This is a genomic window from Halalkalibaculum sp. DA3122 (genome assembly GCF_043951865.1).
GTDB lineage: Bacteria > Bacteroidota > Rhodothermia > Balneolales > Balneolaceae > JAMQKA01.
The window spans coordinates 54,156-67,903 of the sequence record NZ_JBINJF010000003.1; the positions used below are offsets into that span (position 1 = coordinate 54,156).

Sequence of the window (13,748 nt, forward strand, 5' to 3'; positions counted from 1 at the left end):
CTGTGTCGAAGAATACAATTTTACCCCCAGAAGGTAAATCATATAAATAAATATTAAAATTTTTTAATTGCTAATATATGTACTCTTGTTATTGCCACTTGTTCCGGAAAAACTGGCGATGGGTCATTTTTTTTATCTGCAAGTGGCCTTTGCAGATCCTGATGCTTATTTGGAGAGTGATTGTACCACCGACCTTATATAGCATATAAAGCGAGAATATAGCTCCTCCAAGCGGGGATTCAAATATTTTGCAGAGGGCTTTGAAAACCAGGAGTGTTGGTCAAGATCAATCCCTGGGCGGATTCGAAACCGCAGTTTATATCTCATAAATGAATATTTCGAATCCGCGAAAATGACGATATTGGCCAAAACAACGGTTTTGCAAAGACCTCTTGCAGATATTTTTAACACTAATCAGAAAGGCTTTTGAAGAGACGTAAAACCCCCGCCGTTTTGACCATTTTTGGTGTTTTTGCGCAGCTAAAATCCTTGTTTACGAGGTATAAAACCGGGGGTTTACATGCGCTCGGGAGTTGGGCCAGGACCAGTCTACCTGTTTTCAAGCTTCCTCTAAACTGAATATCCCTGCACCGGAAATGCAGGGTTTTAAACCCCGTTCCGGGACCAATAAAATCCCGTTACGCCTGCCAGACATGAATATCTGACTTGGCCAATCCACTCATCGCATTCCTGGAATCTACGATGCAGTCATTCCAGTCGCTTAGTTCCTTGTAGTCTATTGAAGAGTGATTTGTGGAGATTACAACGGCATCAAATGAGCCGACGGTTTCCCTGTTCCAGTTGATACTTTGCGTTCCGGTCCATTCCTCATGTTCACGGGTGGGTTTGATCTCCGGGATGTGAGGATCGTAGTAGGATACATCGGCCCCGTACCCGGCCAGCAGATCCATGATTTTAAAGGTGGGCGACTCCCGCATGTCATCCACATCCGGTTTGTACGCGAGTCCCACGACCAGCACCCGACTGCCGTTCAGGGCTTTTTTATGGGCATTCAGCGCCTTTAGTGTTTGGTCCACCACGTAGCGCGGCATCGAGGTATTGATCTCTCCGGCCAGCTCAATAAACCGCGTATTCTGTTCCTGCTCCCGTGCTTTCCAGGTCAGGTAAAACGGGTCTATAGGGATACAGTGGCCGCCGAGCCCCGGACCCGGCACAAACTTCATAAAACCGAACGGCTTGGTTGCCGCGGCATCCAGCACTTCATGCACATCAATGCCCATCTTGTGGTACACAACCTTCAATTCATTAACCAGGGCAATATTGACCGCCCGAAACACATTTTCCGTGATTTTGACAGCTTCAGCGGTTTTGGTGTCGGAAACAGGAACGGTCTCTACAATAGCCGTATCGTACAGGGCCATGGCCAGCTTCAGGGCCTCCTCTCCATGTCCGCCCACCACCTTGGGTATTTTGGAAGTATTAAAGTCGGGATTGCCGGGATCCTCCCGCTCGGGACTGTAAGCCACGTAGAAATCTTCTCCGGCGGTCAATCCTGATTTCGACTCCAGCAGCGGAATAATCAGGTCCTCGGTAGTTCCCGGATAGGTCGTAGATTCAAGGACTACCAGCTGTCCCTCCCGCAGGTGTTCCCCCACGGTCATGCACGTCCGCTCCACATATTCCATATCGGGCTCACGGTGTTCATCCAGCGGGGTGGGAACGCAAAGAAGAACCGCATCAGCTTCTGTGAGCCGCTCAAAATCAGCCGTGGCATCGCAACGCTCACTCTCGGCCAGTACCTGCATCATCTCCTGCCCCAGGTGCTTGATATAGGGGGTGCCCTCTTTTATGCAATCGATTTTCTCCTGGTCGATGTCAAAACCGAGTACCGGCATCTCATTTTTGTGGAATGTCCACATCAGGGGCAGCCCTACATAACCGAGTCCCACGATTCCGACCGTATAATTCCGTTGGCTAATTTTGTTAAGCAGCTCTTGAAGCATCTGATCTGTTATTAAGTTATCAATAATTATCGATGGCGAATATAGGGATTAAGAATCACATTTTGCACTCCTGTATCTTTTGCGACATTTTGCAAAAAAGCTTTGAACATCTGCACCTCATTATTATCCGGAATTTTGAGATGTCGTGTTATTAGTGACGTACCGAGTATTTTTGACAATTCATTCCCTGTGAGCCTACTTTGGCCATAGAGTAAGATGTGCTTTCCCCTTTGCAAATTAACTGGTACCGACTTTTGCAGAACCTGCGATTTTGTCGGGAGGTGGTTGTACCACCGACCTTATATTACACATAAATCGGGAGTACGACTTCTACCGAATGAGGAAGTGAGGATTTTCTGGCATCGACACTGCACCGACGGTCTCAGACTTCGTACTCCTGAATCGCCTTCACAATTCGTCCTGCGGTTTTTCCATCCCAGTAGAGCGGTTTGGGACGTTCCCGGCTCCCTGAGGTTCCGTTTTGCAGGTGTTGCCGTATATGTTTGAGAATCTCATCCTTCTCGGTACCCACAAGCGTATTGGTGCCTTCAGTGATCGTAATAGGGCGCTCGGTGTTCGGGCGGGCCGTAAGACAGGGAACACCCAGTGCCGTAGTCTCCTCCTGTATGCCCCCGGAGTCGGTCAACACCAGCCGGGCGTTGTTCATCAGCGCTACATTGTCGAGGTACCCTACCGGCTCCAGCAGGTGCAGCTGACCGATATCGTTCAGGCGCTCCCACAGGTCAAATTCTTCCGCCCGGTTTTTCGAACGGGGATGCACCGGCCACACCATCGGGATGTCGGCGGCAGTCTGTTCCAGGATCTCCACGAAGTTGGACAGCGTCTCCTGCTGGTCCACATTTGAGGGGCGATGAAGCGTCACCAGTACATATTCCCCTGCTTCGATCCCCAGGTCTCCCAGAATAGTGGATCGCCCCGACTGCTCCCGCATGTTATACAGGGTGTCGATCATAATATTACCGACAAAGCGGATCTTTTCTTCGGGAATTCCCTCCTTGACCAGGTGCATGTTGCCGTCGATGGAGGGAGTGAGCAACAGATCAGCTATGCTGTCGGTAAGTACGCGGTTGATCTCTTCCGGCATCGAACGGTCGTAGCTGCGCAACCCCGCCTCCACATGGGCCACCCTGATCCCCATCTTGTTGGCCACAATCGTGCAGGCCATCGTCGGGTTTACATCACCGACCACCACGACCCAGTCGGGCTGCTCCTTCTCGAGCACCTTTTCGAACGCCGTCATCACCCGGGCGGTCTGCTCGGCGTGCGTGCCGCTGCCCACCCCCAGGTGATGGTCCGGGGCCGGTATTCCCAATTCGTCAAAAAATATTTTGGACATCTCGTAGTCGTAATGCTGGCCGGTGTGCAGCAGCTGGGCGTCAATCTCTTCATGCTTTTTGAACTCTTCAAGCAAGGGTGCCACTTTCATAAAATTGGGCCGGGCACTGGCCACATTAATAATTCTCATGGGGTAAACTATTGATTTATTTAAACTTGTTAGTGCAGGTTCTTGCAAAACCCTCGCCTCGTCGTTCTCAGGGGTTTCATTCCCGCTAAAGAAAAACTGAAGGTCCTGCCCCCCCTGTCAAACTGTTGAGGACATCCACTCTGCATGCGCATAGTGTAATAATTCCTATACAAGGAAACCAATATAGCACCATTTTGCTAACACAGAATTATTCTGTCCTGGAATTTAATCGCCAGGAGGAAAGATGGACAAACGGCCGCACGCAGAACATACAGCATCAGCTGTCGGCATTGTGATGAGATGCTGAATGAAACTCTTTTCGGGTTTCGAAAGTCTCAAGAGGACAACACTATTTTTACTTAAAAATATTTAACGTTTGCAAAACAGCCACTTAAACCGCATCTTTGCCACCTTGAAGGACTTGAGTGCCCCGCCAGCTTCTTATATGCCGGCTTCGCTTTTGTTTTCATATTCATTAAGCGAGGGCTTTGAAAAATCAGGGGTTTTGGTCGAGGTCAACGCTTGAGCGAATTTGAACCCGGAGCTTATTAGCTGTAAGTGAGGATTTCAACTTTGCGAAAATACCGAGACTGGCCAAAACATCGGTTTTGCAAAGGTCTCTAAGCAAGAACAGACATCGTTTACAATTTCATCCGCATTAACCGGTCTACTGAAATCGATCAACAGCATGCCCTTCTGGAGGCAGGATAATTCATGGTTTCTACTCCCTATACATCTTATGGAGAACCGCTTCAAATAAAGGCATTCGATCAACCCGAGATTGTGCTCGCGGTGGGGAACCATGAGAACCGCCGGCTCATCCAGCAATTTTTGCCCGATCATTTTTCAGTGGATGTACCGGACCCCCGCATCGGCGAAGGTGATTTTGACCTCTGTATTCTTGATGAACATTCTCTGGAACTCAACCGGGAGGCCCTGGAGAAGCAAAAACGGGAAGCCGCACCGACCTTTTTACCCATCATGCTGTTGACAAGCCATCATTCCGAGCTCCGAAACGCTTCGTACATATGGGATTTTGTAGATGATGTCCTCTCGATACCGGTACCGGAGGGCGTATTCAATTCGCGCATCAACCTGCTGCTGCAATCAAGAACGTATTCGCTGGCCCTCAAGCGGAAGAACAAGCACCTTCGGGAGCAGAAAGAGCGGTTCCGGCTGATCGCAGAAAATTCTACCGACATGATTAGTCGTCACGCCCCGGACGGTACCTACTTGTACGCCTCCCCCTCCTCCGAGCAGCTCATGGGATATACTCCTGGCGAGCTGGTGGGCAATAACGCCTACGAATACTTCCACCCCGATGATATTCCGGCGGTCGAACAACAACACAAATTTATCTCCCCGCGCGATGAGATCAAGTCGGTGGCCTACCGCATTAAAACCAAAAATAACGGCTACAAGTGGGTGGAAACCACCAGCCGTACCGTCAAAGATCCACAATCAGATCAGCTGGTCGAAATACAGGCAAGCACGCGCGATATTTCCGATCGAAAAGCGTACGAACAACAGCTGGAAGAAGAAAAAGAGTTTGTCAATACGGCCGTAGAGAGTTTACCGGGTATTTTCTATATGCTTGACTCCGACATGAATTTTATAATGTGGAACAAGAACTTTGGTGCCGAACTCGGTTACAGTGATGAGGAGATCAGGCGCAAACACTACCTGGAATATTTCCCGGAAAAAGACCAGGAGCGACTTCAATCTGCGGTAAAAAAGATTTGGACCGAAGGATACGCCGAAATTGAAATTGACGTACTGAGCCGCCAGGGCGAGCGGTTCCACTACTTCCTTTCGGCACGTAAGCTGATAAAAAACGGGCAGGAATTTCTTATCGGGTCCGGGGTCGACATCTCGGCGAGAGTGGAAGCAGAAACGAAGCACAGGTTAAGCGAAAAACGGTGGGAGCAGCTGGTCCAGAAAAACCCCGGGCTTGTCATGATATCCAACCGGGATAAAATTATCAGGTTTATCAATCCCGCCGGTACCGAGCTAATGGGGAAAGAAGATCCCCGCAACCTGAAGGGAAACCAATGGACCGACTACCTGAACCTTGAGGACGGGGAGCGGCTGGAAATGCGTATTCAACAGGTTATGGAGGGCCAAGTGCTGGAACCGGCCACCTTTCGAGCCTCTACCTGGAATGGACGCGAACTGTATGTTGAACTGCAGGGAGTATCGATTCAGTACAAGGGAGAAGAGGCGATTCTCACCATTGGCAAAGATGTGACACAGCGCATGAAGTATGAACAGGAACTGGAAAAATCGATCCGTGAAAAGGAAATTTTGCTGCAGGAGATCCACCACCGGGTCAAAAACAACCTCGCAATTATATCCGGGCTGCTTGAGCTGCAAAGCGGAGAGATCGATGACCAGGAAGTGCAGCAAATCCTGGAAAAGAGCAAGCGGCGCATCCACTCCATAGCCAAAGTCCATGAGCTGCTGTACCGGAACGAGGAACTGAACCGTATAGATTTCAAGGCGTATATTTTTGAACTTATCGACACGATGGACCAGCTCACCCACAATCCCAGGCTCGATATCTCGCTGAATTACGAGCTGGAGCCGGTTTTTATGAATATTGACCAGGCGATTCCCTGCGGAATGGTGATCAACGAACTGATTACAAACTCGATCAAGCACGCCTTCCCGGATCGGGAAGAAGGCACGATCACCATCGGACTTTCAGAAAATGACCGCCGGGCCTCCATTACGGTGGCCGACAACGGGACGGGCCTGCCAGATTTTTTCGCTTCCACCCGGCATAAAACGCTAGGCAAAACCATTGTCGAACTGCTGGTCAAGCAGCTGGATGCCGATTTCAACTTCGGAACCGACAACGGTTCCTTTTTTGAGCTCTCGTTTGAAAAAAGGAGATATTCGGGTCCGGCCGGCAAGGTGTAAAACAGTATTGTTAATATTCACACTTTTATACATTTTAACATCTGTTATAAATACAACGAATCCTCGTGCCTCCGTACAGCACTCTTAATACCTGTAATGGCTTTTCAACAACTTCTGATCAGGCGGTGCCAAAAATCCCGAATTTCGGTCTTTCCAGGCCAGAACCCGGATTACAGCGATCACGCCGATCTGTGCAGACAGATCATGGAAAGATATTCCCTGAACTGCCGTGCCGTGCTGTTATGCGGGAGCATCTTCTCTTGCCCCGACAACCGGAACGCCCTGCACTCCGTGCAACATGAACACCCCGTTTTGAAGAACCCCTTCCCGGGCTGAACATCACCAACTGGTTAACTGGTCACATTATACAACTCAACTGCATCCCAATGAACAGAAACACCCACGATACCGAACAGGCTCCGACACCGGAAGATGAATTAGCACGCATTCTCGAGCTTACCGACCTCGACCTTGACTATACCGATCTTGAAGACAGCCTGAAAGATCTCAGCAAACTTGCCGCTCATGTAGCCGGAACGGAGATCTCCCTGGTCAACCTTATCGACTCATATACCCAGTGGTCGGTCTCCCATTTCGGCCACCACATTGATCAGACTCCGCGGGAGGAGACAATCTGCCAGTACACCATTTTAGATGACCAGGAACTCGAGGTCCCACACCTGCAGCAGGACAGCCGCTTCAAAGACAAAGAGTTCGTCACCTCCAACCCGGAACTGAATTACTACCTGGGCATCCCGCTCTCCACTCCCGATGGAAACCGGATCGGGGCCCTCTGCGTGCTCGACACGGAGAGCAGGGAGCTGACCCCGGAAAAGATTGAGCTGCTTAAAATTATCTCCAACGAGATCGTTAACCGCCTGCAGTCGATCCATGAAATCAACCAGCTAAAGCAGACGCTGGACAATATTTCGGACCTTCCCAAAAAGGTGCTTCATGATATCAAAGGTCCCGTGGGCGGAATTATCGGGCTGACCGACATCATGAAAGATGAGGTGGAAAAAGAGAACCTGGAAGATATTATTGAGCTGATCGAACTGATCAACAAAGGGGGCAAATCGGTCCTTGAACTTGCCGATGAGCTGCTGAGCGTCGATCCCGGCAACAGTCAAAACGGGGTGCCTGATCCAAAAGATCATGAATTTAACCTGGTTTTGCTCAGGGACAAGCTTAAAAAGCTTTTCACCCCCCAGGCCAAGAGCAAGGGCGTGAACCTGCAGATCACCGTCTCCGGGAAAAACCAGCAGCTCCCTTTTCCCAAACAGAAACTGCTGCAAATTATCGGAAACCTGACTTCCAACGCCATAAAGTTTACGCCTGAAGAGGGCAACGTCGCCGTCAAACTTGATCTTGAAAAACCGGGACAGCCGAAAGCCGATTCTTCGCATCATCTGCTTATCTCGGTTAAAGACACGGGCGTAGGCATGGATCAGGAACAGGTAAAAAAAATCCAGGACCAGGATACAAATATGAAAAGCAGGTCTACCGACGGGACCCGCGGTGAAAAGGGTTATGGATTCGGAATTCAGCTTGTAAAACACCTGGTGCAAACACTTGACGGGCAACTCGAAGTCACCTCGGAGAAAGGAAAAGGATCTGAGATTAAAGTGCTGATCCCAATGAGTTTGTAGGAAAAAGGCGCAATCATTGACCGAAAAGTGGCCGGCAAGTCACCCAGAGCCACCTGCTGTATAACCCGGATTATTCACGAAATAGTGAAACTAAGAAGTTAAGCCTATGATATTATTTTATTTATCAAAAACCACCTATAGCTCAAATTTGGGTGGAGTTGCAATTTGCTGCGAATAATCCGGGATAAACCGGTTTAATTGCCGAGTTCATATTCAATCAGCAGGTGGTCCGCCTCCCCTTTTTCAATAGAGAGCTCACCAGTTTCGATCATATCCACTTCAATGGAAGCGTCTTCGCTCCGCAGCGTCACCGATCCGTTCAGCACCGTCTCATTCAACGTCCAGGAAAAGTGCAGTGAGTCGGTCTGCCCCGGCTGTAGCTGCAGGTTCCAGGTAACAGTCGGGGTCTCTGCGTTGCGGTAGTCCCAAAAAAGGTCCTCATCATGCTGAAAGTAGGCGTGCAGATTTTCCGGCGGCGGTGGTGGGGCTGCGGGGTAATCCTCTTGATCTATTCCGTCGGTGGCGGTGGTGAGCTGACCGAAACGGAGTACATTCAGCGTGTCGGAGGTATCAGCAACGGAAAGATGTACCCGGTACTCCGAGCTGGTGGCCTCGAAATTGGCCACCAGGTCAGTGTCTTCCTCGATAATAAAACTATATGGATTTTCCGATGATGTCCTGTCGCCGCTCCACTCTACAAAACCGTACCCGTTGTATGGAAAAGCCTCTACCCTTGCCGTGTCTCCACTTTGAAATTCAGCAGAGGTAAGCGAAAGAGAGCCCGCCTCCTCCATATTTCTGGTCACATTCAGAACGACGGTTTCGGGTTCTCCTCCGCCGGATCCCCCCACCCCGCACCCCGAGATATAGAGAAGACTGGCGAAAAGGAGAATATGCAACATATATTTTTCCATACCGAAATTACTTGATTAAGGTCATCTTCTGAACTTTCTGGAAATCGCCGGCCCGGATACGTAAAAAATAGGTGCCGCTGGACAGGTTGGAACCGTCGAACGTGACGCGGTATTTTCCGGGATTCTGGACCTGGTTTACCAATGTTTGCACCTTGCGCCCCACCAGGTTATACACCTCCATATTTACCATACCCTTTGCTGCTACCTGGTATTCAATGGTAGTACTGGGATTAAACGGGTTCGGGTAGTTCGGGGAGAGCTCGTTGCTCAACGGCATTTCACCGCCACCGAGGCCGGTCAGCAGCAGGCGGTCATAGGCGTTCCCGATCGTTACCGATTTACCGGGCACCAGGTCAAAATGCACTTCCTCCCCGTCATTGATTCCCACCAGCCGATACGCTTCACCTTCGGCTGAACCGGCACTAAGCTGAACCTGCACGGGATACGATGAAGCGGAAATTTCAATCTCGGTCTCATTTTGATCGACTATACGGTACCCCTGGCTGGTGCGCACATCCACTACCGGTCGGGGAGATTTCGGGGGCATCAGGTAGTACTGCTTCTCCTCCGGGGAGAGCGAGCTGCGGCTTAGCATCAGCGAACTGGTAACACCGTTTCGTGAAAACAGCAGGGCATCCAGCTTCTCGCGAGGTACAGGGGCGGCTTCAGCTGCCAGCCTTTTACCGGCACTGGCAGCAGTGCTGGTGTCTACCTCCATCAAGATGATTCCCTCCTCCCGGGCGTGGATAAAGTAGCCGCCCGCCGGTGCGATAAATTGCGCATCCTGGTACCCTGTGCCACTATACGCTTTGACCGGGGTTGTACTCAACACTCCGTTGGGGTCCTGTATATCATTGACCGAAATCGTATCACCGATACCGGAAACCAGGTTCCATCCCTGCTGGAGCTGAAACTCCTGCGAGGTAGAAGCGCTTCCAAGATATTCGATAACCGCCGGTTCGGAATGCTTGACCCAGTACCCCCGGCCCTGCTCTACTTCATCGGCGATCTCGTAGACCCCGTCAAAACCGATCAGGTTTACCCCGTTCGGAATAGTCACTCCTTCAGCCGAGTTTAACGGGACCCCCGCCAGCCTCCAGTTTTCATCGATGGGCAGATCTTCCCGGTATGCCGCAACGGGTCGCGACTGCAGGCTTTCATTCCCTTCGGCATCAACAGCGGATATTGCATAATAGCGAGAAGCAGGAGAAGATTCTTTATCAACAGCCGTAGTTTTCCCCACATTTTTAAAAAGTGTCAACTGGTTTGGCTGAGTCCCGCGGTAGACGTTATAACCGGCGATATCCACTTCCGGATTTTTTTCCCACGAAAGAGTAACAGAATCCTCGGTTACTGAAGCCAACAATCCCAAAGGGGCGCTGGGAGGTCCCGGAGAAGTAAATGTGCCCTGAAACTCTCCTACAAAAATTCCCCGTCCGTGAGTACCCAGAGCAACCGTCCCGTCTGTGTGCCGGGAGGTCACGTATTCTGTAACGGCATTTCCAACACCACCAGGATTCTCCTGTGCCCATTCAGTAGAGCTACCATCCAGGGTTTCAGTCGAAAAAAGTCCAACGCTGGTACCAAGCAAGTAGACAGTATTGGTGCCGTACGGCATAATCGTTGCACTTCGGATGGACGGTCCCACCTCCGACTGGTTGTCCGAGAGGTTCCCCTCAACGGCGCTCCACGAACTCCCGCCGTCGGTTGTGTGATAAACGCCTGTTATTCCGTAGTTGGACATGACGACGATCGCCTCGTCCGCATCGACGGGGTTGAGTGCAATATCGTGGACATAGGCGCCGCTGGCCGCATTGTCGATTGAAATTTCGGTTATATCAAACGTTCCGCTGGCGTTGGCCGCCCTGAAAACACGCGGCGGACCGGATGAGGAGGAAGCCCCAAAATAGAGGATGTTCATCGGCCGCTGGCTGACCTCCAGGCTCGTAACCTGGTATCCGCCGCCACTCAGCATGTCCAGGTCAATATTTTCCCATCCAAGGCTGGTTCCATCCCCGGTGAAGTCGCCCGATCCAATTTCATCAATGGTGGTATTTATCCATATCCGGGGTGTCCCGCTGTTCACATCCGGGTAGTACATCACGGTCTCATTATTGGGATCAACCGCATACGGGTGGACAAACAGCTGGTTTTGTGCGCCTTCGGGGTTAACAACAGCCGTAGCGGTATAGGTTTCGCCCTCCAGGTCGTAGCGAACAATACGACCCAGCTGAGAGGAAGTAAACATGTGGTTTTCCGTAAAATAGGCGTATGATCCGTCTCCAGTACTGGCATCCTGGGACTCCGAATCCTGGTTCCAGCTCTCATCCACGGTAAAATAGGGCGATCCGTTGTCCTGCGTACCGCCGACGATGGAGGGATTTTCCGGGTCATCGGGCAGGGCCACCGTATAAAACTGCGAGGTTATGTATCCCTCGTTCCGGTCTGACCAGGTGACAGCGCTGTCGGTTACATTTTCCGTCAGGCTGACGCCCCCGTCGTGCCCCGACCACATCCGGTTGTCATCGGCGGGATCAAACGCTATGATATGCTGGTCGGGATGCTGATTTTCATACAGTGAGACGTCGTTTGAGCGGGCGTAGCCCCCGATCCAGTATCTCGTTTTTGTGAGATCGCCCGACCCGTCGGGGCCCGTTGCGAAGCCGTCGGCTGAACGAAACAGGTTAATGCCCCCGACCAACACATAATCCGGGTCATCGGGCTTTACATGTACCACCATGTTGTATCCCCCCTGCGGATCGACGCCCCCCACCGGCTCCCCGAAATCGGGGATATTTGCGGAGCGGTCGTCTGTGGAGATCGTGTCGGTGGCCGCTTCATTCAGGGTAAACCTGTGGAAACTGATGCCCTGGTTATTGCCGCCTCCCTTGTATGAGAACACGTAAAATATGGAGGGATCGGACGGGGCGAACGCGCTTACGCTCCGCAGGTGGGTGTTCGGAAATGTATCGGGGGTGATCTCGGTCCAGCTGTCGCCGTCATCCGTTGAAATATGCACGCCGGGTTCCGTTGGTGTTAAGCCCGCTCCATCCGTAGATAGTACCGCCACAATGGTGCCATCCGGGGCGATATCAAAATCTGAGTACCGGTATTCGCGGCTCTCTCCTTTCACGAGCGTATAATTGGTGCCGTCGGAAGAGCGGAAAATCCCGAACCCGTTGGAAGCAAAGAAGACGGAACCCGTGGCAGGGTTCACTTCAATTTTGCTGATATAGTCAAATGGAGAGTTCCACTGGTTGTTGTCCCCGGTTTCAGCAAACACCTGGGCCCATGTTTCTCCATTGTCGGTGGAGCGGTAGATGCCGGTCCCGAAATAGGCGGCATCCTGGCTCCGGTCGGAAGCCGAGTTCCCGATAAACTCACCAGAAGCGTAGTACCAGGTGTCGGGGTTATTGGGATCCTGGGTAAGATAGGAAACACTCATATTCTGGCTGGGATCGGTTTTCATCTCCCACGTATCGCCCCCGTCGGTCGACTTCCAGATGCCCCCGGAGACGCCTCCCGCAATAATGATATCGGAGTTTCGCTGGTCGATACCGAGCGCACGGGTCCGCCCGCCCACATCGCGTGGACCCGCGGAGTTCCAGGCGTACTTCGACCCGTGAGACGACTGGGTCGACATCTTGCTGCGTCCCGAACCACTGTTTCCCCGTTGCGGTAGCAGCCTGGCGAAGCTCAGCTCCCGGGCCCTGATGTTTACAGGAATGCTGTTGGTGGCGGGATCTCTCAGCATCCTGAAAAAATATTCCGCCCGCGCAGCCTTTTTCTCCTGCTTGTTCATGGAATCTTCAAGCACGAGGCCGGGACTACTCAGTCCTTTTGCACGTTCGGACTCGCGCTCCTGTCCTGCAGGGGAATTTGTAAGAGATTCGGCACTGTAGATCCATGCAACAACAATCGTCAGGCATGCGACCGCCATCCACGGCAGAATTTGTTTAACTAACTTCATGACGTCTGTTTATTTCAGTTGCTCGAGAACAGTAACAAGGCTCCAGCTGGGGCTGTTGGAATTACCGGTTCCTTCAAATACCTTCTGGTGGCGAATGATACAGATTAGCTCATCCCGGTCAGCAAAGTCCCCTGGTGCAGCATCGACATTGCTGAAATAGGTGGCGGTATGTATGTTCAACTCGGTTCCTGCTGCCAGCGGGGGCGTGGCCGAACCATAGCCCAGTATCTCCCTTATTTCCGACACCCAGATATCCTGATCCTCATCTCCCGAAATCACCTCTTCTACCTTCAGGCGAACCTGGGCCGTACCGGGAGCTAAATTTTCGGGTGCTTTCAAGTCTGCTTCTCCACTGGAAATTGAGGTTCCCCCACCGGGAGAACTGTCGTTATTTTCAGAACTCTTTTCGGTAGAGCTACAGGCAGCCACCAGTAATATGGCAGCTAACGCGCCGGCAGCGCATCTCAATATTGATGGAAAAAATATTCTTGTCATGTTAAAAAAATGATCCCTGTCAGCTGAATTGGAACTTGTGAAAGGCCTTGCCACCCCGGGCATCCATCATTGAGTACGGGCTGCAATTATCGTATATCGGTAATAATCAAAACACTAAAAATGTGCACGCCCGCCCAGCAGAAGATTTGCAGGTCACAAAGCCCACCGAGAACGTAAAACTCTTTTCACTAGGAATTAATAGATTATGTGTAACTTTTGAAAATTTTATTTTGATCTGACTTTCAAGTAACCCGTTTTTTACGGCTAAAGAGGCTTCGCCTTTCGTTGCCCTTCCGATATTCCAGCCAGGAAAATAGTCCCTGCAAGTTCTTTATTATCAGATATTTG

Annotated in this window: 7 protein-coding genes; 2 read left to right on the forward strand and 5 right to left on the reverse strand. The window is 51.1% G+C overall.

The genetic code is table 11. From position 1 onward, the window contains the following. Positions 1–638: 638 nt before the first annotated feature. Together ACG2F4_RS03100 and wecB are read right to left on the reverse strand one after the other, a co-directional pair. Positions 639–1,964 carry a nucleotide sugar dehydrogenase gene (locus ACG2F4_RS03100; protein ID WP_395258279.1) on the reverse strand — a complete coding sequence of 442 codons (1,326 nt, stop codon included), beginning with the start codon at positions 1,962–1,964 and terminating at the stop codon, positions 639–641. Positions 1,965–2,346: 382 nt separating this feature from the next. Beyond that, positions 2,347–3,450, reverse strand: a complete 1,104-nt coding sequence (gene wecB, locus ACG2F4_RS03105) for a non-hydrolyzing UDP-N-acetylglucosamine 2-epimerase (protein ID WP_395258281.1) — start codon at positions 3,448–3,450, stop codon at positions 2,347–2,349. Positions 3,451–4,164: 714 nt separating this feature from the next. Here wecB and ACG2F4_RS03110 point away from each other — a divergent pair. Further along, positions 4,165–6,372, forward strand: coding sequence for a PAS domain S-box protein (locus ACG2F4_RS03110; RefSeq protein WP_395258284.1), 2,208 nt, complete (start codon positions 4,165–4,167; stop codon positions 6,370–6,372). Between the two features lie 386 nt (positions 6,373–6,758). Further along, positions 6,759–8,021 carry a GAF domain-containing sensor histidine kinase gene (locus ACG2F4_RS03115; RefSeq protein ID WP_395258287.1) on the forward strand — a complete coding sequence of 421 codons (1,263 nt, stop codon included), beginning with the start codon at positions 6,759–6,761 and terminating at the stop codon, positions 8,019–8,021. Positions 8,022–8,215: 194 nt separating this feature from the next. On the opposite strand, the gene ACG2F4_RS03120 is transcribed toward ACG2F4_RS03115, so the two are convergent. The 3 genes from ACG2F4_RS03120 to ACG2F4_RS03130 are packed head-to-tail and all read right to left on the reverse strand — an operon-like array spanning position 8,216 to position 13,400. Further along, positions 8,216–8,935, reverse strand: coding sequence for a hypothetical protein (locus ACG2F4_RS03120; RefSeq protein WP_395258289.1), 720 nt, complete (start codon positions 8,933–8,935; stop codon positions 8,216–8,218). Between the two features lie 7 nt (positions 8,936–8,942). Further along, entirely contained in the window at positions 8,943–12,905 is a 3,963-nt protein-coding gene (locus ACG2F4_RS03125) for a T9SS type A sorting domain-containing protein (protein ID WP_395258292.1), read from the reverse strand. Between the two features lie 9 nt (positions 12,906–12,914). Then, complete coding sequence (locus tag ACG2F4_RS03130; protein ID WP_395258294.1) at positions 12,915–13,400, reverse strand: hypothetical protein; 486 nt, start codon at positions 13,398–13,400, stop codon at positions 12,915–12,917. Between the last annotated feature and the right edge of the window lie 348 nt (positions 13,401–13,748).

Bases quoted from the DNA above. Each gene is read 5' to 3' on its own strand.
- ACG2F4_RS03100 (WP_395258279.1), bottom strand. From the start codon at position 1,964: ATGCTTCAAGAGCTGCTTAACAAAATTAGCCAACGGAATTATACGGTC.
- wecB (WP_395258281.1), bottom strand. From the start codon at position 3,450: ATGAGAATTATTAATGTGGCCAGTGCCCGGCCCAATTTTATGAAAGTG.
- ACG2F4_RS03110 (WP_395258284.1), top strand. From the start codon at position 4,165: ATGGTTTCTACTCCCTATACATCTTATGGAGAACCGCTTCAAATAAAG.
- ACG2F4_RS03115 (WP_395258287.1), top strand. From the start codon at position 6,759: ATGAACAGAAACACCCACGATACCGAACAGGCTCCGACACCGGAAGAT.
- ACG2F4_RS03120 (WP_395258289.1), bottom strand. From the start codon at position 8,935: ATGGAAAAATATATGTTGCATATTCTCCTTTTCGCCAGTCTTCTCTAT.
- ACG2F4_RS03125 (WP_395258292.1), bottom strand. From the start codon at position 12,905: ATGAAGTTAGTTAAACAAATTCTGCCGTGGATGGCGGTCGCATGCCTG.
- ACG2F4_RS03130 (WP_395258294.1), bottom strand. From the start codon at position 13,400: ATGACAAGAATATTTTTTCCATCAATATTGAGATGCGCTGCCGGCGCG.